The organism is Chromohalobacter sp. 48-RD10, assembly GCF_029889785.1.
In the GTDB taxonomy this organism is placed as follows: domain Bacteria; phylum Pseudomonadota; class Gammaproteobacteria; order Pseudomonadales; family Halomonadaceae; genus Chromohalobacter.
Genome location: NZ_JARANX010000001.1, coordinates 12,810 through 34,436, shown reverse-complemented (window position 1 = coordinate 34,436; position 21,627 = coordinate 12,810). Strand labels below are relative to the sequence as shown.

Here is a 21,627-nt window from a genome sequence, read left to right as displayed (position 1 = left end):
TTGGCAGAGACGGCATCCAAAGCGCTCGACCCTGAGCTCAAGGCAACCATCCAGGGGGCCTACCGAAAGGTGCTCGATGGGCTCGAGCTGACGCCGCGTTATGGGCAGCGCCTGATGATCGCCGAGATCGCGCGGACCCTGGGCGGCATCGAGGCGGATGATGCTGGGCGACGTCTTTCCAACGAGCATGTCTGCGTGCTTGAAGCGGGTACCGGTACTGGCAAGACGTTGGCCTACTTGCTGGCCGCGCTGCCCATCGCTCAGGCACGCGGTAAGCGCCTGGTGATTTCCACCGCCACGGTGGCGCTCCAAGAGCAGGTGCTGCACCACGATCTACCGGCCCTCAAGGCGCACAGTGGCCTCGATTTCGAATACGCCCTGGCCAAGGGCCGGGGGCGCTATCTGTGCGTGGCACGGCTCGATCAAGTCCTGGAAGGTGGGGAAGACAACCCTACGCTATCGCTTTTCGAGGAAGCGATGACGTCCCGCGATGGTGACGACTTTCAGGCCTTGGCGCAGGAGATGGCCGACGCCTACTCGGCAGGGCGCTGGGAGGGGGATCGCGATAGCTGGCCGACGGGAATCGACGATGCCGATTGGCGCCGTCTGACCATCGATCATCGCCAGTGCACCAACCGCCGCTGTGGCCACTTCGGTGCCTGCGCCTTCTTTCGTGCCCGCCGCGGTCTCGATCAGGCCGATATCATCGTCGCCAATCACGACCTTGTGCTGGCGGATCTTTCCCTGGGGGGCGGGTTGGTATTGCCCTCGCCCAAGGAGTGCATCTACGTCTTCGACGAAGGGCACCATCTACCCGACAAGGCTCTCGATCACTTCTATCACCGTTTGCCGGTCAACGGTACGCTTCGCTGGCTGCGCACGCTGAAGAAGTCGCTGACCGAGCTGAATACCGCGCTGGCCGTGCAGCCGACCCTGGCCCGATTGTTGGCGAGCTTGCCGGAAGCCATCGCTGCGCTGGAGCCGCGCCTCGGTGAGGCGTTTGCCATGGGGCATCGTATCGCCGAACTGGAAAACGGGCTGCCTGAAGAGACTAATGACGCCGTGCATCATCGCTTCTCCATGGGGCGGGTGCCCGAGGCGCTTTCCGAGCAGGCCGGGGCGATGGTCACGGCGTTTGCCGAGTTGTCACGTACGCTCGAGAGCATGGCCGATATCCTGCGTGAGAGCCTCGATCCGGAAAAAGCCACGGGGTTATCGCGCGAACAGGCCGAGGCCTGGCTGCCGTTGATCGCCCTGCTGCACGGCCGTGCTCTGGATGCGCACGCCTTGTGGCAGGCGTTGGCCACGACGGACCCTGAGGACGGCGTGCCGCAGGCACGTTGGCTGACCTTCGAGCGTGTCGCCGGCGAGGTGGAGCTGACGTTTTCGGCAAGCCCCGTCTCGGCCGCCGAGACCTTGGCCCGGCATCTGTGGGGCACATGCTATGGGGCGGTGGTGACCTCGGCGACGCTGACGGCGCTCAATCGCTTCGAGCGTTTGCAAGAACGCGCCGGGCTTGCCAATCGCTATCGCTATCAACGTCTACCTAGCCCTTTCGATTACTCGCGGGCCGTGCTCAGCGTGCCGCCGGAAGCCGTCGATCCCAGCAATCGTGAGGCCCACGAGCGTGCGCTGCTCGATTTCACCCAAGCGTTGGGTGAACGCGAAGCCGTGCTCATGCTGTTCTCGTCACGCAAGCAGATGCGTGCCGTGCTCGAAGCGTTGCCGGAGGCGGTGCGTCAGCGGGTGTTGGCTCAAAATCACCTGCCTAAACGTGACTTGTTGCAGCGTCATCGCGCGCGCATCGATGCCGGGGAGGGCAGTGTCATCTTCGGGTTGGCAAGTTTCGCCGAGGGGATCGATCTACCGGGGGAATACCTGACGCATGTGGTCATTACTCGGCTGCCGTTTTCCGTGCCTGATGATCCGGTAGGGGCGACGCTGGCGGAGTGGATCGAAAGCCGGGGCGGGAATCCGTTCATGCGCATCTCGGTGCCGGATGCCTCGATTCGTCTGGTCCAGGCCTGCGGTCGGTTGATCCGCAAGGAAGCCGATCAGGGGCGCATCACATTACTCGACCGGCGTGTGCTGACGCGTCGTTATGGACGGGCACTGCTCGATTCATTACCGCCTTTCCGACGTGAAATCGACGGCATGGCACAGTAAGGTTCTGAAACACGTTGCAGACAGCGCCTAGTCTCTTAAGAGGTCGTCGATGAACCGACCCCGCGGGTGAGGCGGGGTCGTGGAGAGGGGGCGCAAGGGACTTATTCGCCGCGCTGGCGCTGGGGCAGTGCCGGCTTCAACTTCTCGTTCATCTCGCGCATGGCCGTTTCGGTGGTCGGCCAGTCGATACAGGCATCGGTGATGGAAACGCCGTACTGAAGCTGCGAGCGATCCTCGGGAATCTTCTGGTTCCCCCAGCCGATGTGCGATTCGACCATCAGCCCCATGATCGAGGTGTTGCCCTCGAGGATCTGGTTGGCGATGTTATCCATTACCAAGGGCTGCAAGGACGGATCCTTGTTGGAGTTGGCGTGCGAGCAGTCGACCATGATATTAGGTATCACGCCCGCCTTGCGCAGCTCCTGGTCGGCGAGAGTAACGCTGACGCTGTCGTAATTGGGCTTGCCGTTGCCGCCGCGCAACACGACATGGCCGTAGGGGTTGCCACGTGTGCGAATGACGGCGACTTGTCCGCCCTGGTCGATACCCAGGAAGTTATGCGGATTGGCGACGGACTTGAGCGCGTTGACCGCGACGTCGAGACTGCCGTCGGTGCCGTTCTTGAAGCCGACCGGCGACGAGAGACCGGAGGCCATTTCACGGTGTGTCTGGGATTCGGTGGTGCGTGCCCCGATGGCCGACCAGCTGATGCAATCCTGCAAATACTGCGGCGAGATGGGATCCAGCGCCTCGGTGGCCAACGGCAGGCCCATTTCGGTGAGCTCCACCAGAAGGCGCCGGGCGGTGCGCAGCCCTTCCTGGATGTCGAAGGTGTCGTCGAGGTGCGGGTCGTTGATCAGCCCCTTCCAGCCGACGGTCGTGCGCGGCTTCTCGAAATACACACGCATGACCACGTACAGGCTGTCGCTTACCTCGTCGGCCAGTTGGCGCAGACGGCGAGCATAATCGCGTGCCGCATCCACATCGTGGATCGAGCAGGGGCCGATGACGACAACAAGACGCGGGTCGTCGCCGTCGAGAATCCGTTGAACGGTTCGGCGCCCTTCGAGTACCGTGCGCTCGGCCTCCTCGGAAAGAGGAATTTCACGCTTGAGCGCTTCGGGTGTGACCAGTACGTCCTGAGAAAGGACGTTAATGTTATTGACCTGCTGTTCTGACATTCCGCTACCTGTAGATATGTGTCGCGAAGGGCATCGGTTTCGCTTGCTAAGAATCGTTACTATCGCCTGTCAGCGCTGGGAAAATCAATGTCATGGCCGAACTTCTCGCCATGATGACGGTCAATGCTCGGATGCCATCAGCGCATCCGCCGCTTTATCGCCTTGATGGGGCGGGCAGAAAAAGGAACACTAGGCACTACTTAAGTCAAGCAAGTGGATCGGCCACATGACCCTAGGTCTTCGCCCAATTTCGTCTATTACTTTGATTCTTCAGTGCCCTGTGGGCTCGACTGGAACATGATGACCACACAGCAGATACAATTTTCCTGCGCTGGCGCCGTTGTCGGCGCTTCGCTTTATAGTGCCTCCGGCATGGGGGAGGAATGAATGGGCACCAGGGATACCGACCACCAGCTCGTCGAGCGTGCCCAGAAGGGAGACACCCGGGCTTTCGATCTCCTGGTCAAGAAGTACCAGCACAAGATCCTCGGCTTGATCGGGCGTTATGTGCATGACCCTGCCGAAGTGCAGGATGTCGCCCAAGAAGCTTTCATCAAGGCATACCGCGCCTTGAGCAAGTTTCGCTCCGATAGTGCCTTTTATACGTGGATGTATCGCATCGCCATCAACACCGCCAAGAATCATCTTGTTTCCCGCGGCCGACGGCCGCCGGGCAGCGATATGGACATCGTGGATGCCGAGGTGGTCGACCATAGCGGTCGTCTTTCCGACATCGAGACTCCGGAAGCCGCCTTGCAGCGCGATCAGCTCGAGGCGGTGGTGTTCGAGGCCATCGAGAACCTGCCGGAAGATCTCCGGACCGCGATCACCTTGCGTGAGATGGATGGTCTCGCCTATGAGGACATCGCCAATATCATGCAGTGTCCGGTCGGCACGGTGCGCTCGCGCATTTTCAGAGCACGTGAGGCGGTGGATAAAGCCATCGAGCCGATGCTCAATGCGCCGCGTCAGGCCGATGCCACGGTCGAGTGATCAAGCCGGGTGATAAAAAAAGTGTCACTCGACGCATGCAAAATTGAACTGTCCGGCGCCTTTGACGTCTCAACGAGTACCAGTGGAATGAGTGGGCGCTATCGCGTCAGGTGGGCAAGACGCTCGTGCAAGATATCAAGAAAAGGTGTTGCCACACGTGAACCGCTGCGTAGCGCCCAGTAGACGATGGGCAGTCGTCTTCTCGAATGTGAGGGTGTAGGTATGAATCAGAACGTGCGAGAGCCCTTGTCCGCGCTGATGGATAATGAGGGCGACGAGCTCGAGATACGCCGTGTCATGAAGTCGTTGCAAGACGCGCCTGAAGACGCCGAGACATGGCGGCGTTATCACTTGGCGCGCAGCATGATGCAGCGTGATCGTGGTGTGGATGTCAGTGCGGATCTGTCCGCCGGCATAATGGCGCGCCTTGCCGACGAATCCGGACCTCAGGAGGCGACCAACTCGCGTCGTGTGGTGCCGTCTTCCTTCGCAGGAAGTGCCGCCGTCGCGGCTGCGGTGTCGCTGATGGTCATTACCGGCGTTCAGGTGTACAACGCCAATTCGCCGGACGGTGTCACTGGTGAAGGGGCTGAATTCGCCAGCGGCAATGCCTCTTCCAGCGAGACGCCTTCCGCCGAGGGCGGCGCCAGCGTGCAGCCAGCATCGCTGCAGAGCGCGCCCTCGGGGGGCGGTGTCGGCGCCAGGCTAGCGAGTTTCGGCGGCGACGGAAACGGGTTCTTGACCTCGTCTGGGGCGAATCCAGTATTTCCCAGCATGGCGCCTTCAGGGCCCGGCGGTGCCATGGAGGTCGGTATGGATGCGTCGCTCTTTTCCGACTCTCCGCGTCAGGCGTTAAGCAGCGACCATGAGCAGGCGCGCCTTCTGCAGGCGTACTTGAACCAGCAGCAGGGAGCTAGCGAGGCTTGGATGTCGTCTTCTCGCGCATCCGATGGCTCGGGTGCCGAGGTATCGAGTCAGCGTTAATTCCATGCCGTCTGTCGTCCGCGTGTGACGATCCCGTGCCAAGGCGCGTTACCTGTTGTCAGGAGCGCGCCTTTGTCGTTTGGCGCTTCGGCGACGTGCTGTGTGGATAGGTGCGGGAGGCGGCTGACAGGTAGCAGGGACGCCCATTGAGCCAATGATGCTTTTCCGTGAATGCTTCTCCCTTTAATGTAGCAATGAAGGTGTCGATACGAGATCTCTTGGCTATCGACCCTTGGTAGGCCGGTGTGCATCCCGGCAGTTGTCAATGTGACTCCTCGTTTTAGTCAACGAGTTCACGCTTTTCATCAGGAGTCTTTTATGCAACGTCTCTCTCGTTATGTCACCCCATTGTTATTGGCGTTCGTTACGTTATGCGCTGCGCAGATCGCTCAGGCGCGCGAACTGCCGGATTTCACTCAATTGGTCGAAGACGCCGCGCCGGGCGTCGTCAACATTTCCACTACCAGTACGGTCGAACCCCGGGGCATGTCTGGATCGCCGTTTGGAGATCAGGGCGTCCCCGATATCTTTCGCCACTTCTTCGGCGATCAGATGCCGCCCATGACGCCGGGAGCGCCCGGTCAGGGCAGTCAAGAACGCCACTCGCTAGGGTCGGGGTTCGTGATCAGCCGTGATGGCTACATCATGACCAACGCGCATGTGGTGGACGGTGCCGACGAGATCGTGGTGCGACTCAATGATCGCCGCGAGCTCGAGGCCACTCTGGTGGGCGCCGACAAGAAAACCGACGTTGCCGTACTCAAGGTCGATGCCGACGATTTGTCGACACTCGACATGGGGGACTCCGACGACCTGCAGGTTGGCGAATGGGTCGCGGCCATTGGCTCGCCCTTCGGGTTCGATCATTCGGTCACTTCAGGCATCGTCAGCGCCATCAATCGCACCCTGCCGAGTGACGCTTACGTCCCCTTCATCCAGACCGATGTGGCGATCAACCCTGGCAATTCCGGCGGCCCTTTGTTCAATCTCGATGGCGAGGTCGTGGGCATCAACTCCCAGATCTACACCCGTAGCGGTGGCTTCATGGGGGTTTCTTTCGCCATCCCGATCAATGTGGCGATGGACATCGCCGATCAGTTGAAAGACTCAGGGCACGTCAGCCGTGGGTGGCTCGGGGTGGTGATACAGCCCGTATCGGACGATTTGGCGGAATCCTTCGGTCTTGACGATACGCGCGGTGCGTTGATTGCCGATGTCACCGATGATGGCCCTGCCAGCGAGGCCGGACTCAAGGCCGGCGATGTGGTGCTCGCGGTCGACGACGAAAAGGTCGAGGATTCCACCACCTTGCCCCGTTTGGTGGGCCGTGTATCGCCTGGCGACGACGTGACGCTGAACATCCTGCGTGATGGCGAGCCTCAGAAGGTCGAGGTCACCGTAGGCAACTGGCCGGAAGAGGGCAAAATGGCGTCCAGCCAACAGCCCCAGGAGAATGACAGTCAAGCGCGCCTGGGCGTCGCGATCAGCGACCTTGACGAGCAGATGCGCAAGCAACTGGACGTCGACAACGGTGTCCTGGTGCGTCAGATCGACCCACGAGGTGCGGCAGCCGCGGCCGGAATCGCCCGCGGTGACGTCATCGTCAGCTTCGATAGCAAGGCCATCGCAAACACCGATGCCTTGCTGGAAGCGGTGAAGAATGCACCCACTGACCGTGCCATTCCGGTGCGTATCATGCGTGACGGACAATCGCTGTTCGTGGCGCTGCGGCTGCAGCCCGCCGATGACTGATACCGGGTCGGCGTGCAGACGCTAGGCATCGAGGCCCCGCTCCGTCGGGGCCTCGTCGTGTCGATCACACGCCCTCGCTGTCCATGGAAGGTGCTTGCCGGTACAATGCCTTTCAATTGAATTGTCCATCGGTCCGCATACGCTTGCTTCATTGCTTGGCCGGATCGTGTTTCTGACCCAGGTAGGACTTGATGAGCCGCGACGAAAATAACGCAACGCTTCCACTCATTCGCAATTTCTCCATCATTGCCCACATCGACCACGGCAAGTCGACGCTTTCCGACCGCATCATCCAGATCTGCGGTGGCTTGACCGAGCGCGAGACGAAGGAGCAGGTGCTCGACTCGATGGATCTCGAGCGTGAGCGAGGCATCACCATCAAGGCGCAGTCCGTGACGCTGGACTACAAGGCCGAGGATGGTCAGGTCTATCAGCTCAACTTCATCGATACGCCAGGCCACGTCGATTTTTCCTACGAAGTGTCGCGCTCGCTTTATGCCTGCGAGGGCTCGTTGCTGGTGGTCGATGCGGCGCAAGGCGTCGAGGCGCAATCAGTGGCCAATTGCTACACGGCAGTGGAGCAAGGGCTCGAAGTCCTGCCGGTCCTCAACAAGATCGACCTGCCCCAGGCCGATCCCGATCGCGTGGCCCATGAGGTTGAGGAAATCATCGGCATCGATGCCTCCGATGCCTGCCAGATTTCCGCGAAGAGCGGCCTGGGCATGGACGCTCTGCTCGAGCGTCTGGTGCGTGACGTGCCGCCGCCCCAAGGCAACCCCGAGGTGCCGTTGCAGGCGCTGATCGTCGATTCGTGGTTCGACAATTATCTGGGTGTGATTTCCCTGGTGCGCCTGTTCGACGGCACGATCAAGAAGGGCGACAAGATCCGCATGAAGTCCACCGAGCGCGCCTGGGAAGTCAGCGAAGTCGGCATCTTCACGCCCAAGCGAAAACAAACCGGTGTGCTGCGTGCCGGTGAAGTCGGTTTCGTCGTGGCCGGCATCAAGGACATTCACGGCGCGCCGGTGGGTGACACCATCGTGCATGCCAAGGGGGGAGATGACGTCGCGCGCTTGCCCGGCTTCCAGAAGGTCAAGCCCCAGGTCTATGCAGGCATTTTTCCGGTCAGCTCCGACGATTACGAAGACTTCCGCGATGCGCTGGAGAAGCTGGCCCTCAACGATGCGTCGCTGGATTACGAGCCGGAAAACTCCGATGCATTGGGCTTCGGTTTCCGCGTCGGCTTCCTCGGCACCTTGCACATGGAGATCATCCAGGAACGTCTCGAGCGTGAGTACGACCTGGACCTTCTGACCACGGCGCCGACGGTCATCTACGAACTGGTCATGAAAGATGGTGAGATACAATACGTATCCAATCCGTCCAAACTGCCGGACATGGCCGACATCGAAGAGATGCGCGAGCCCATCGTGCGTGCCAGCATTCTGGTGCCGCAGGAATACGTCGGCAATATCATCACCGAGTGCGAACAGCGTCGCGGGACACAGCTCGACATGTTGTTCCTGGGCAGTCAGATTCAGCTCACCTACGAATTGCCGATGAGCGAAGTGGTGATGGACTTCTTCGATCGCTTGAAGTCGATCTCCAAGGGCTATGCCTCGCTCGAATACAACTTCGAGCGTTTCGAAGCCGCCAATCTCGTGCGTCTCGACGTATTGATCAATGGTGACCGCGTCGATGCACTCGCCACCATCGTGCATCGCGATCATGCGCATCCGCGTGGACGCGCGCTAGTGGAAAAGATGAAAGAGCTGATTCCGCGTCAAATGTTCGACGTTGCCATCCAGGCGACGTTGGGCGGGCAGGTGGTCGCACGTTCGACCGTCAAGGCGCTGCGCAAGAACGTCACCGCCAAGTGTTACGGTGGCGATGTGACCCGCAAGCGGAAATTGCTCGAAAAGCAAAAGGCAGGCAAAAAGCGCATGAAGCAGGTAGGTAAAGTAGAAATTCCACAGGATGCCTTCCTTGCCGTCCTCAAGATGAATGATTAGGAATCATAGCCATGGATTTTTCGTTGTTGCTGGTGTTGGCGGTCGCCATCACCGGCGTTGTCTGGCTGGTTGATATCGTATGGTGGCGGCGAACCCGCCGTGCTCGTCTGGAAAAGGCCGAATCGCAAGTCGAAGGTGGGCTGGACACCGCCACGCGGGACAAGTTGGGCAAGGAACCCTGGGCGGTGGATTATGCGCGTTCCTTCTTCCCCGTGCTGCTGATCGTGCTGGTGCTGCGGAGTTTCGTGGTCGAGCCGTTTCAGATTCCTTCCGGCTCGATGCGCCCGACACTCAAGGTCGGAGACTTCATCCTGGTCAACAAGTTCACCTACGGGCTGCGGCTACCCGTCATCAACACCAAGGTCGTCGATGTCGGCGAGCCCGAGCGTGGCGATGTCATGGTGTTTCGCTTCCCGGACGATCCCTCGGTCGACTTCATCAAACGTGTCGTCGGCTTGCCAGGGGACCGCATTCGTTATGAAGATAAGCAGCTTTACGTCAACGGGAAGCCGGTCGGCAAATCGTTGACCGACTCTGATCTAGAGATAGCGCCCGGCGAGCGACTGCTCGAGGAGCAGTTGGATGGTGTGGCGCATGCCATTTATAACAATCCCGACGATCCCGGTCCGCACATGCGGGAGGTCGTGGTGCCCGAAGGTCAGTACTTCATGATGGGCGACAACCGCGATCATTCCAACGATAGCCGCTACTGGGGCTTCGTACCTGAAGAGAATATCGTGGGCAAGGCGTTCGCAGTGTGGATGCACTGGGATAGCGGCTTGCCGAGTTTCTCTAGTGTCAGAGTCATCGAATGAACCATACTCTTGACTGACGCATACTGGGGGAGAGCCATGCTCTCCGCCGCTTCACCCAGAACAGATGAAAAAGGCAGTGTCGTGAGTAGCCCTTTGCATGCCCTCAGTAAACGAATCGGTTACCAGTTTCGCGATACCGCGCGGCTTGAATTGGCGGTGACCCATCGTAGCTATGGGGGCAAGAACAACGAGCGCCTGGAATTTCTGGGTGACTCCATCGTCAACTTCGTGATCGGTGAAGCGCTTTTTCAGCGCTTCCCCCAAGCGCGAGAAGGTCAGTTATCGCGTTTGCGCGCGCGCCTGGTGAAAGGGCAGACCCTGGCCGAACTGGCGCGTGAGTTCGAGTTGGGCGAATGCCTGCGACTCGGCTCCGGCGAGATGAAAAGCGGTGGCCACCGGCGCGATTCGATTCTCGCCGATGGCGTCGAAGCGCTGATCGGCGCCATCTATCTCGATGCGGGCATGGACGTCGCCAAGGCGCGGGTGCTGTCGTGGTACGCGACGCGCCTGGAAACCCTCGATCTACAGGACAACCAGAAAGACCCCAAGACGCGACTTCAGGAATTCTTGCAGTCGCGGCAGTCGTCTTTGCCACGCTATGAGGTAGTCTCGGTCGAAGGCGAAGCGCACGCGCAGGTCTTTACCATCGAGTGTCATGTCGAGATGCTCGAGGATCATACACTTGGTGTCGGTTCCAGCCGCCGCCACGCTGAACAGCAAGCCGCCGAAAAGGCGCTGGAAATACTCGAACCTTCTCAGAGCAGGCACGCATGACGCAACACTGTGGTTTCGTGGCCATCGTTGGCCGCCCCAATGTCGGCAAGTCGACGCTGATGAACCGGATTCTCGGCCAGAAGATTTCCATTACTGCGCGGCGTCCGCAAACGACGCGCCATCAGGTGATGGGTATCAAGACCGAGGAAGACACCCAGTTCGTCTATGTCGATACACCGGGCATGCACATTCAGACACGAGGTCGCGACAAGGCGATCAATCGCTTCATGAATCAGGCCGCCACGCACGCCCTGCGCGATATCGATTGCGTGATCTTCATCGTCGACCGCACCAAGTGGACCGAGGAAGACGACGTGGTGCTCGAGAAGCTCAGCAACGTACCGGCACCGGTGATTCTGGCCGTCAACAAGGTCGATTGGCTCGAGGACAAGAGCAGTCTGCTGCCGTGGCTGGATAGCGTGAGCAAGAAGCGCGAGTTCGCCGCCGTAGTGCCGCTCTCGGCCAAGAATGGTACCAACGTGCCCGAGCTTGAAGCCGAAGTCGCCCAACGCTTGCCCGAAAGCGTGCATTACTTTTCCGAAGACCAGATCACCAACAAGAGTCAGCGCTTCCTGGCCGCCGAGTTGGTGCGCGAAAAGATCATGCGCCAGTTGGGTGACGAACTGCCGTATCAGATGACCGTCGAGATCGAGGAATTCAAGGATGACGGCAAGACGCTGCACATCAGTGCCTTGATTCTGGTCGAGCGCTCGGGACAGAAAAAAATCCTGATCGGCGACCAGGGAGAACGTATCAAGAGCATCGGCCGTGAAGCTCGTCTGGAGATGGAGCGTGCCTTCGATGCCAAGGTCATGCTCAACCTGTGGGTGAAGGTCAAGGGTGGATGGTCCGACGACGATCGCGCCCTGAAGAGCTTGGGTTACGATCTCGACTGATGGCGCTTGCCCTGGCGCATGGATGCCGCGATGACGCCTGAACCGGCCTTTCTACTGCACAAACGTCCCTACCGTGAGACCAGCGCCATCGTCGAGTTGCTGACGCTCACCCAGGGGCGTGTGCGTGCCGTTGCCCAAGGCGTGCAACGCGGTGGCAGCAAGGCGCGCGGGATCCTGCAGCCATACTCCCCCCTGCACGTCACCTGGAGTGGCAAAGGCGAACTCAAGCGTTTGCGACTGCTTGAAAGTCAGGGCAATACGGCCTTGTTGGCCGGTGAAGGGTTGCTGTGCGGACTTTACGCCAACGAACTCATGGCGCGCGTATTGCCGCTGGAGTATCCGGTGAATGAGGTTTTTTCGCTTTACGCGCTGACGCTCGAGGCCTTGCCATCGCCTGCCAAGCGGGCGGGAGCGTTGAGACGTCTGGAAGTCACTCTGCTGGAGAGCCTCGACATGGCACCGCGTTTCGTCGATGAACACGATGCCCCGTTGGACGCCTACACGCATTATCGATACCACGCCGAGCGGTATTGTTTTCGCGCCGTAGCTGCCGGAGAGAGCGGCATCGATGGGCGCAGCCTCAAGTGGTTGGCGCGGGGCGACTGGGAGGCGCCGGGACTGGCAGGCGTTGCCAAGCATGTCACGCGTGCGGCATTGGCGCCTTTATTGGGTGAGCGCCCCCTGCGCTCGCGAGAATTGATGCGGCGACTGGCCGAGCGTCGACGCGCCAACTAAATACTGAACGCAAGCCTAATCGCGCATTTCATACTTTTTCATTGAAAGGAATCCGCCATGAATCCGCCACGTATCCTGTTGGGCGTCAACATCGATCATATCGCCACGCTGCGCCAGACCCGCGGGACGCGTTATCCCGATCCCGTGCAGGCGGCCATGCTGGCCGAAGAAGCCGGCGCCGATAGCATTACCCTGCATCTGCGCGAGGACCGCCGCCATATCCAGGAACGCGACGTGCGCATACTGGCCGAGACACTGACGACGCGCATGAATCTGGAAATGGCCGTGACCGAGGAGATGATCGCTTTCGCTGAGGCGTTGCGTCCCGCCAATGTCTGCCTGGTGCCCGAGCAGCGCGAAGAGCTCACCACCGAGGGTGGGCTCGATGTCGTGGGCGCCTGTGAACGGGTGGATGAGGCTTGCCGCCGGCTAGCCGCAACGGGCAGCGACGTATCGCTGTTCATCGACCCCGAGCCCGCCCAGATCCAGGCCGCGTTCGAGTTGGGCGCGCCCACCGTCGAGCTGCATACCGGGGCCTATGCCGAAGCCAGTGGCGAAGAACAGCGTATCGAGTACCAACGCCTGGTGGCGGCGGCCGAGATGGCGTTCGAACTGGGGCTGACGGTCAATGCCGGTCATGGTCTGCATTACCACAACGTCGAGGCGATTGCCGCGATCCCCGGCGTTCATGAACTGAATATCGGACATGCCGTTATCGCGCGGGCGTTGTTCGTGGGCCTTAAAGAGGCCGTGACGGAAATGAAGCGCCTCGCGGTCGCCGGGCAGGAAGCCGGGGTCATGGCGCAGCTCGATGAACACGAGCACGGCCACAGCCACGACCACGAGCATGACGATAGCGGCGAGTGCTGCGGCGCTTGAGCCTGCACTCGTCAGTCCTCGGTCTGCCAGTGCTGGGCCTGCCACTCGCGTAGTCGCGTGATCGCGGTCTGAAGCGCAGCGTAGAGTCCCTGGCAGGCTTCGAGTCCCTGTGCCTTGAAGCGGGTTTCCAGCGTCTCCGCCAATAGGGCCAGTTGCGGCACGCCGCAGTAGCGGCAGGCGCCATTGAGGCGGTGGACCTGTTCATGGAAAGCCTCGGCATCCTGAGCGACCCAGGCGGCGTGAATTGCCTGCTCGGATTCATCCAGATGTTGGAAGAGCAGGCTGAGCATGTCGTGTGCCAATGCCTCGCGTCCACCGGCCATGCGCATGCCAAGTTGCATATCGACCACGGGCAACTCATCCCCGGCGGTATCGTCCTGCGGCTCTTGCGCCGGTGCTTCGCCAGGTGGTGCGGGAAGCGCCGTGGGATGAGGCTCGGGCGCGGAATGAGGCTCGGGCGCGGAATGAGCGATTGTACCCAGGTGGTGCTCGAGAATGGCATTCAGTGCCAGTTCGCGGATGGGTTTGATCAAGCAGTCGCTCATGCCGACGTGCAGGAGCTGTTGACGCTCTTCTTCGAGCGCATGCGCGGTCAGCGCTACGATGGGCCGCCGCTGCCAGTCGTCGCCTAGCGCGCGGAGCGCTTTCATGGCGTCTACGCCGTTCATGCCGGGCATCTGGATGTCCATCAATACCAGCGCAATGGACTCGCTTTGCGCCATCGCCAGCGCTTCCTCGCCGCTTCCGGCGAGTAGCGGTGACAAGCCGCGGTCCTGCAATAGCTCCTTGACCAGCAGGCGGTTGGAGGGCGTGTCATCGACGACCAGCACTTTGCCGCTCGGCGCTGGCGATGGAGTCTCCGCTGGTGCGTGCGCCGGCTCGCCCTCGACCATCAGCAAGGCGTTGATGGCATTGCCCAGGCCGCGTCGCGACACGGGCTTGGTGGTGATCTCGCCGCCGTGGGGGAGCGCCAGGTCGGGCAGCTCGAAGGGATCGGCATTGATCAGCAGCAGCCCGGGGCACGCGCAGTGATTCAGCGCTTCGCGCCAGGCGGTGATCTCGCGAGGTCGCAAGTCATCCTGGGTCAGCCCCAGCAACAATAGGTCGATCTCCGGTGGTGGGTTCGTGCAGGCATCCCGCGAGGGCAGTGGCACGACGTGAGCATCCCAGCGCTCGAGCAGGTGCGTGAAGGCTCGCCGGGTGGCGGCGTGGGGTTCGAACAGGCCGACGCGATAGCCGCCCAGATTCAACTCGGGCAGACGCTCGCGCTGTTGCGTCGCGATCAGCGTCAGCGAAAACGTGAAGGTCGTGCCTTCGCCGCTTTCGCTTTCGACATCGATCTCGCCGCCCATCTGCTCAACCAGGCGCTTGCTGATCATCAGCCCCAGCCCGGTACCGCCGTATTGGCGCGAGCGGCTGGCATCGCCCTGACTGAAGGCCTGGAAAAGTCGCTCGCGGCTTGCCAGATCGAGGCCGATTCCCGTATCGCGGACGCTGATGTGCAGCTTGGTGTTGGTGGTGCTGAGCTCATCGAGCATGACGCGTACCACGACCTCGCCGCGCTCGGTGAACTTGACGGCATTATTGACCAGGTTGGTGAGCACCTGTTTGATGCGCAGGGGGTCGCCGAGCAATTGATCGGGCACATCGTCGTAGACCAGTCCCAGCAGATGCAGGCTCTTGTGCTGGGCGTTGGGGGCCTGAAGGCCGAGGACTTCGTCGATCAGGGCGACCATGTCTATCGGTACGGTTTCCAGTTCGAGCTTGCCGGCCTCGATCTTGGAGAAATCCAGCACATCGCTGATCAGCGAGAGGAGATTGTCCGAGGCGGTTTGCACTTGTTCGAGCCATTCGCGCTGGCGGCTGTCCAGTGCACTTCGTCCGAGCAGTTGGCAGAAACCGATGATGCCATTGAGTGGCGTACGAATTTCATGGCTGATATTGGCCAGGAACTGGGACTTGATGCGATTGGCTTCCAGCGCGCGGCGATGGGCCATGTCGAGCTCTATGTTCTTGACCTCGATGGTTTCCATCGACTCGCGCAAATCGAAGGTCGTCTGATCGATTTGCGCCTGGGTGTCCTCGCGCAGCCGCATCATGTGATCGCCCAGGGCGTTGAGCTGGTGCCCCAGCGTGGCCAGTTCACGCGCACCACGAGGCTTCAGGCGGGCGCTGTAATCGCCGCCGTTAAGGCGTTCGAGCAGGTCGATCTGATGTTGCAGCGGCCGGGTCAGGCGGCGGCTCAGCGGGTAAGCGAGCAAGAACAGCAGCAGGCCCAGTACCAAACCGACTATGCCGTGGCCGGCCAGCTGGCGATAAAAGGCCAGCGTCAGCGCGGTGGTGCCCAGATCGACATCCAGCCAGTAGGCCGTGGGCGCGTTTGCTGTCTCCGAGTCCATATTGACCGTACCCAAGGGTTGTAGCCAGTGCCAGCGTTGCGCGTGCCCCTGCAATGTACCCTGGGCCGGTAGCGGTCGCGCGGGGGCGGGCTGCGTTTCGCCGAGGCTGAGCACGGCCTCGCCATCGCCGTCGCGAACGCTGACGGCGTGGATCTCATCGATATCCAGCAGATGTTGGGCCAACTGGCGGAGGTGTTCGTCACGCCCTTCATCGAGCGCCAGCGTGAAGGCCGGCGCCAGCGTCGTGGTGACATCGTCGACGCGTGTGGCGAGTGCCTGACGCGCCTCCTGGCGTCCGGCATAGATATCGTACGCCCCATAGGCGATTCCCACGCCCAGTGGCAAACCCAGCAATAAAAGCAGCAAGCGCAGCCTTAGTGACATTCCGACCGCTCCCTTCGTGTTCCCCATCGGCAGTATGCCACACTCAGCGGGTTCGCCTGTCGCCGACGGGCCGTCCCGGATATAATTGGACGCATCGAATAACCCACGAATGCGTTTTGACGCGACGCGCATCGCTCACGCCCGGCGTATCGATGGGGGTCGCGGTCAGCAAAGGATGAATCCATGCAATTTCCCACTCTCGCGGATGTGGTCGGCCACACGCCGCTGGTGCGTTTGAACCGGCTGCAGGCAGGTCATGGCAACACGCTACTGGCCAAGCTCGAAGGCAACAACCCGGCGGGTTCGGTCAAGGATCGTCCGGCTCTGTCGATGCTAGGAGAAGCCGAGGCGCGTGGCGAGATCAGTCCTGGTGATACCCTGATCGAGGCGACCTCGGGCAACACTGGCATCGCGCTGGCCATGGCGGCGGCGATCAAGGGCTACCGCATGTCCTTGATCATGCCCGAGAGCGCTTCCAGCGAGCGCAAGCAGGCGATGGCCGCTTATGGCGCGCAGTTGATCGAGGTCAGCAAGGACGCAGGCATGGAAGGTGCGCGTGACCTGGCCGACGAAATGATCGCGCGCGGTGACGGAAAGCCGCTCAATCAGTTCGCCAATACCGATAATTCATTGTCGCATTATCGCACCACCGGGCCGGAGCTCTGGGATCAGACCGACGGGCAAATCACCCATTTCGTCAGTTCGATGGGTACCACCGGCACTATCATGGGCGTTTCGCAGTATCTCAAGGAGCAGCGTTCCGACGTTCAGATCGTCGGCCTGCAACCCGCCGATGGCGCCAGCATCGCCGGTATTCGTCGTTGGCCGCGTGAGTACCTGCCGAGCATTTTCGATGCCTCAAGAGTCGATGTCACCCTGGATATCGGCCAGCAGGAAGCCGAGGAGCATATGCGTCTGCTCGCCCGCGAAGAAGGCATTCTGGCGGGGGTCTCTTCCGGTGGCGCGCTGGCGGGGGCGCTGCGGATCGCCGAGCAAGTGGAAAACGCGGTGATCGTGTTCATCGTCTGCGACCGGGGCGATCGTTATCTATCCACCGGTTTGTTTGCCCCGGAGCGCTGAGATGGCGATGCTGGGCAAACGGCGTCCACCGCGCGCCGCCACAAACCGTGTGCGTAGAGAAAATGGGACGAATGCGCCGCGTAGTGGCGAGTCGGCAGATACGTTGACCATCGAGCGCCTGGCGCATGATGGTCGTGGCGTGGCACGCGACCCGCATGGCAAGACGGTGTTCGTCGATCAAGCGCTCCCCGGCGAGCGTGTGCGCATCGCCGTGCATCGTCAGCGCAAGCGCTTCGATGAGGCGCATGTCGTCGAGTGTCTCGAACCCTCTCCACAGCGGGTGACACCGCCTTGCGCATACTACGGGCGTTGCGGCGGTTGTGACTTGCAGCATCTGGCGCTCGCAGAGCAGCGCACCCATAAACAGCGCACGCTCGAGGAACTGTTCACGCGTCAGGGGCTCGACCTCCCCGAGGTGCAGCGCTTGGCCGGCGAAGGCCTGGGCTATCGGCGTCGCGCTCGCCTGGGCGTCAAATGCGATGCCGAGGGAACGCCGCATCTCGGCTTTCGAGCACGGGGCAGTGAACACCTGGTCGATATCGACAACTGCATGGTGCTCGAGCCCGCACTCTCGGACTTGATTGCGCCGCTGCGCGAATGCCTGACCACACTGGAGGCGCCACGCCGCGTTGGCCACATCGAACTGCTCGCCACCGCCGAAGGCGCCTGTGTGGTGATACGTCAATTGCGCGATGTGCCCGGTGACGAAGCCCGTTGGCAACGTTTCGCCGCCGAACGCGATATCACTCTGATCTGGCAAGTGGGGCGTGACTCACCCACGCGGCGCTGGCTGCATGCGCCGTTTGGCGAGACGCTGCACGTCACGCTGACGCTGGACGACACCACCTTGCAATTGGGATGCGCGCCGGGCGATTTCCTGCAGATCAACGCCGAGGTCAATGCCCAGTTGGTACGCACGGCGCTACGCTGGCTTGCACCACGAGGGCACGAACGGGTGCTCGATCTGTTCGCCGGCGTGGGCAACTTTACGCTGGCGCTATCGCCGCATGTGGCGGCGATCAGCGGCATCGAAGGCAGCCCGGCGATGGCCGAGCGCCTGGCCGACAACGCGCGCCGTGCCGGTTTGCACCATGTCGAGGCACATCAGACCGATCTGACCACGCGCATGCCCGATGTCGACGATGTCGACTGGGTCGTGCTCGACCCGCCACGTGGCGGTGCCGAAGCGCTGTGTCGGGGGCTTGCCGAGCAGCCAGTGGAAAAGGTGCTGTATGTGTCGTGCGATCCCGCCGCGCTGGCGCGGGATATGGCACATCTTGTGCAAGGTGGTTACCGCATCGAACGTGCCGCGGTGGTCGATATGTTTCCGCACACCGCACACTTGGAGTCCATGCTGTTGCTGACCCGCGAGTCGTCGCGCGGTCGGTCCATGTCCGTAGAAAGGGAAGATCATGGTCAAGGTCCGTGAAGACCAGCCGCTGACGCAGACCGGCGATGTCGATATCGCATTGTGGTTGCAGCGCCTCCAGGACGATATCGCACTACGCGATGTCGCGGAGATGCACGAGGCCTGCGAGCTTGCCCGACATCTGGCCTGTAACGCCGAGAAACCGCACCACAATTGGGCCGAGCCGGCTTCGAGCTTCCGTACCGGTCTGGAAATGGCCGATATCCTCGGCGAGCTCAAGCTCGATCAGGCAATTCTCGAAGCGGCAGTACTGTATCGCGTGGTGCGCGAAGGGCTGATCACGCTGGAGGCCATCGAGAAGCGCTTTGGCTCGGAAGTGGCCTCGCTGATCGACGGTGTGCTGCACATGGCAGCGATCAGCCAATTGCAAGCGCCGCGTCAGGGGTTATCGCAGCACAATCAGCAGGAAAACCTGCGCAAGATGCTGGTGGCGATGGTCGACGACGTACGCGTCGCCTTGATCAAGATCGCCGAGCGTACCTGTGCGCTGCGCATGGTGCGCGATGCGCCGCGCGACAAGCGTCTGCGGGTGGCGCGCGAGGTCTTCGATATCTACGCGCCGCTGGCCCACCGCCTGGGTATCGGGCAGCTCAAGTGGGAGCTCGAGGACCTGTCGTTCCGCTATCTGCAAGAGAGCGATTACAAGATCATCGCCAAGCAGCTGGCCGAGAAGCGCCTCGACCGCGACCGCTACATCCATGACGTGGTGGAAACCCTCAAGGGATTGCTCGATCAGCAAGGCATCCAGCAATACGATGTCGATGGCCGTGCCAAGCATATCTATTCGATCTGGCGCAAGATGCAGCGCAAGCACATTGACTTCTCGCAGGTCTACGACGTGCGCGCGGTGCGCGTTCTGGTGCCGGAAGTCGCCGACTGCTACACCGCATTGGGCATCGTGCATTCGAACTGGCATCACGTGCCGCATGAATTCGACGATTACATCGCCAACCCCAAGCGCAATGGCTACCAATCGCTGCACACCGCCGTGATTGGCCCTGAAAACAAGGTACTGGAGATTCAGATCCGTACCTTCGCCATGCACGAGGAGGCCGAGCTCGGTGTCTGTGCCCACTGGCGTTACAAGGGCCACGATGTCGACTCGAAAAGCCGCAGCTACGAGGAGAAGATCGCCTGGTTGCGCCAGGTGCTCGAATGGCAGGAAGAAGTCGGCGAGCTGGGCGACTTGAGCGAGGGGCTCACCAGCGATGTGGCGCCGGACCGTATCTACGTCTTTACACCGGACGGCCATGTCATCGACATGCCCAAGATTGCCACGCCCATCGATTTCGCCTATCGCGTGCACACCGAGATCGGTCATCTTTGCCGGGGCGCCAAGGTCGATGGCCGCATCGTGCCATTGACCTATCAACTCGAAACCGGGCAGCAGGTCGAGATCCTCACCGCGACCAAGGGCGGGCCGAGTCGTGACTGGCTCAATCCTAACCTTGGCTTCGTCAAGACCTCGCGGGCGCGGGCCAAGATCCAGTCGTGGTTCAAGTACCAGGCGCGCAGCCAGAACATCGAGGAAGGCCGCAGCCTGTTCGAGAAGGCATTCAAGCGGCTGGACATCGTGGGCGTGGACTTCGATGCCCTGGCGCAGGCCGTCAATTACCAGACGGTCGACGACATGTATGCCGCCATCGGTGGCGGCGATCTGCGCATCGGGCAAGTGCTGCACCAGGCGCAGCAACTCTTCGGCGATACCGACGATCAGGAACAACTCGACCGCCTGCTGGCCAAGCCGCGTCGCTCGTCCAAAGCGGCGGTGGACGACATCACCGTGCTGGGGGTCGGCAATCTCAAGACCTCGATGGCCAATTGCTGCCATCCGGTACCCGGCGATCAGATCGTCGGCTATATCACTCAGGGGCGCGGCGTGACCATCCACCGTCAGGACTGTCCCAATATCCTGCAGCTACGTGCCGAGGAGCCGCGCCGCATCGTCGATGTCGAGTGGGGCAATGCCAGCGCTCAGTATCCGGTGGATATCGAGATCGAAGCCTGGGATCGCTCGGGGTTGTTGCGTGATGTCACGCATATTCTGACCAGTGATCGCCTCAATGTGCTGTCGGTCAATACGCTGACCGATAAGCACGATAATCTGGCGCGTATGAAGATCACGCTGGAAGTCGACGGTCTCGAAGCGCTGGAACGCATCTTTTCGCGCATTCAGCAGTTGCCCAACGTCATCGATGTCAAGCGGCTGCGCAGTGGAGGAGGCAAGAAGGCATGAGCAACACACCCGTGCGTTACGGTCTCGACGATCTTTTGACGTTGATGGCGGTGTTGCGAGACGCCGATCAAGGCTGCCCCTGGGACGTCAAGCAGGACTGGGACAGCATCGTCCCGCACACCCTGGAAGAAGCCTACGAAGTGGCCGATGCCATCGAGCGCCGCGCCTTCGACGAGCTGCCCGGCGAGCTGGGCGACTTGCTGTTTCAGGTCGTCTACTACAGCCAGTTCGCGCACGAGGAAGGGCGCTTCGATTTTCACGATGTCATCGATGTGCTGACCGCCAAGATGGTGGCGCGCCATCCGCATGTTTTCCCCGAGGGAACGCTTGACTCACGGCGTCCTGCTGGCGTCTCGGCCGATGAGGTCGAAACGGCGGATGTCAAGACGCGCTGGGAAACCCTCAAGGCGCAGGAGCGCGAGACCCGCGAGGCGGTCTCGGTACTCGATGACGTGCCGCGCACGCTGCCGGCCCTGTCGCGTGGCGCCAAGCTCTCCAAGCGCGCCGCGCGGGGCGGCTTCGACTGGCCGGATGAGCGGGGCGTTTTCGACAAGATTCGCGAAGAGCTGGCGGAAGTCCAGGAGGCCACAGAGCAGCAGGACGTCGACCACGCGCGCGAGGAAATCGGCGATCTGCTGTTCGCCGTGACCAACCTGGCGAGGCGCTTTGACGTCGATCCCGAGCGCGCGCTGCGCGAAGCCAATGGCAAGTTCGAGCGCCGCTTTCGTCATGTGGAGAGTGCGCTGGCGGAGCAGGGCGATTCCCTCGAGGCCTCCTCCCTCGACGAGCTGGAGCGTCACTGGCAAACCGCCAAGCGCCGCGAAACCTCTGCGTCCTGAGGGAGAACATCCGTTGTGGGTGTCGGCGTGCCCGGGTAATGTAGTCAAGACAACAATAGTCAAGACAACGACT

At 61.3% G+C, this 21,627-nt stretch carries 16 protein-coding genes; 14 read left to right on the top strand and 2 right to left on the bottom strand.

Going from position 1 to position 21,627, the window contains the following annotated elements; all coding sequences use genetic code 11:
- Window positions 1-2,166 carry an ATP-dependent DNA helicase DinG gene (gene dinG / locus OP496_RS00135; protein WP_280561284.1) on the top strand — a complete coding sequence of 722 codons (2,166 nt, stop codon included), beginning with the start codon at window positions 1-3 and terminating at the stop codon, window positions 2,164-2,166.
- A gap of 101 nt (window positions 2,167-2,267) precedes the next feature.
- On the opposite strand, the gene OP496_RS00130 is transcribed toward dinG, so the two are convergent.
- Complete coding sequence (locus tag OP496_RS00130) at window positions 2,268-3,347, bottom strand: 3-deoxy-7-phosphoheptulonate synthase (protein ID WP_280561283.1); 1,080 nt, start codon at window positions 3,345-3,347, stop codon at window positions 2,268-2,270.
- A 387-nt stretch (window positions 3,348-3,734) separates the two neighbouring features.
- Between OP496_RS00130 and rpoE the strand changes: the two genes are divergently transcribed.
- From rpoE to pdxJ, 9 genes are all read left to right on the top strand, one after another.
- Window positions 3,735-4,340 carry an RNA polymerase sigma factor RpoE gene (gene rpoE, locus OP496_RS00125; protein ID WP_280561282.1) on the top strand — a complete coding sequence of 202 codons (606 nt, stop codon included), beginning with the start codon at window positions 3,735-3,737 and terminating at the stop codon, window positions 4,338-4,340.
- A 222-nt stretch (window positions 4,341-4,562) separates the two neighbouring features.
- The gene (locus tag OP496_RS00120; RefSeq protein WP_280561281.1) at window positions 4,563-5,324 is read left to right on the top strand and encodes a sigma-E factor negative regulatory protein; all 762 of its coding nucleotides are present in this window, start codon (window positions 4,563-4,565) and stop codon (window positions 5,322-5,324) included.
- A gap of 318 nt (window positions 5,325-5,642) precedes the next feature.
- Entirely contained in the window at window positions 5,643-7,076 is a 1,434-nt protein-coding gene (locus tag OP496_RS00115) for a DegQ family serine endoprotease (protein ID WP_280561280.1), read from the top strand.
- A gap of 191 nt (window positions 7,077-7,267) precedes the next feature.
- Window positions 7,268-9,088, top strand: a complete 1,821-nt coding sequence (gene lepA, locus OP496_RS00110) for a translation elongation factor 4 (RefSeq protein WP_280561278.1) — start codon at window positions 7,268-7,270, stop codon at window positions 9,086-9,088.
- 11 nt (window positions 9,089-9,099) lie between these two features.
- Window positions 9,100-9,903, top strand: coding sequence for a signal peptidase I (gene lepB / locus OP496_RS00105; RefSeq protein WP_280561276.1), 804 nt, complete (start codon window positions 9,100-9,102; stop codon window positions 9,901-9,903).
- A gap of 81 nt (window positions 9,904-9,984) precedes the next feature.
- On the top strand, window positions 9,985-10,677 hold the full coding sequence (gene rnc / locus OP496_RS00100; RefSeq protein ID WP_280561274.1) for a ribonuclease III: 693 nt from the start codon (window positions 9,985-9,987) through the stop codon (window positions 10,675-10,677).
- Entirely contained in the window at window positions 10,674-11,573 is a 900-nt protein-coding gene (gene era, locus OP496_RS00095) for a GTPase Era (protein ID WP_280561273.1), read from the top strand. Before rnc ends, era begins: the two co-directional genes overlap by 4 nt.
- Window positions 11,574-11,603: 30 nt before the next feature.
- Entirely contained in the window at window positions 11,604-12,308 is a 705-nt protein-coding gene (gene recO, locus OP496_RS00090) for a DNA repair protein RecO (protein WP_280561272.1), read from the top strand.
- Between the two features lie 57 nt (window positions 12,309-12,365).
- On the top strand, window positions 12,366-13,187 hold the full coding sequence (gene pdxJ, locus OP496_RS00085; RefSeq protein ID WP_280561271.1) for a pyridoxine 5'-phosphate synthase: 822 nt from the start codon (window positions 12,366-12,368) through the stop codon (window positions 13,185-13,187).
- An 11-nt stretch (window positions 13,188-13,198) separates the two neighbouring features.
- On the opposite strand, the gene OP496_RS00080 is transcribed toward pdxJ, so the two are convergent.
- Entirely contained in the window at window positions 13,199-15,970 is a 2,772-nt protein-coding gene (locus OP496_RS00080) for an ATP-binding protein (RefSeq protein WP_280561270.1), read from the bottom strand.
- 183 nt (window positions 15,971-16,153) lie between these two features.
- Here OP496_RS00080 and cysM point away from each other — a divergent pair, with 183 nt between their 5' ends.
- Genes cysM through mazG form a run of 4 tightly spaced genes read left to right on the top strand, consistent with a single transcriptional unit; the run spans window position 16,154 to window position 21,554 of the window.
- Complete coding sequence (cysM, locus tag OP496_RS00075) at window positions 16,154-17,050, top strand: cysteine synthase CysM (RefSeq protein WP_280561269.1); 897 nt, start codon at window positions 16,154-16,156, stop codon at window positions 17,048-17,050.
- A 1-nt stretch (window position 17,051) separates the two neighbouring features.
- A complete protein-coding gene (gene rlmD, locus OP496_RS00070) occupies window positions 17,052-18,479 on the top strand; it encodes a 23S rRNA (uracil(1939)-C(5))-methyltransferase RlmD (RefSeq protein ID WP_280561268.1) in 1,428 nt (475 codons plus the stop codon).
- A complete protein-coding gene (gene relA, locus OP496_RS00065; RefSeq protein WP_280561267.1) occupies window positions 18,463-20,715 on the top strand; it encodes a GTP diphosphokinase in 2,253 nt (750 codons plus the stop codon). Before rlmD ends, relA begins: the two co-directional genes overlap by 17 nt.
- Window positions 20,712-21,554 (top strand): nucleoside triphosphate pyrophosphohydrolase, encoded by an 843-nt coding sequence (mazG, locus tag OP496_RS00060; RefSeq protein WP_280561266.1) that lies wholly within the window; start codon window positions 20,712-20,714, stop codon window positions 21,552-21,554. Before relA ends, mazG begins: the two co-directional genes overlap by 4 nt.
- Window positions 21,555-21,627: the final 73 nt, after the last annotated feature.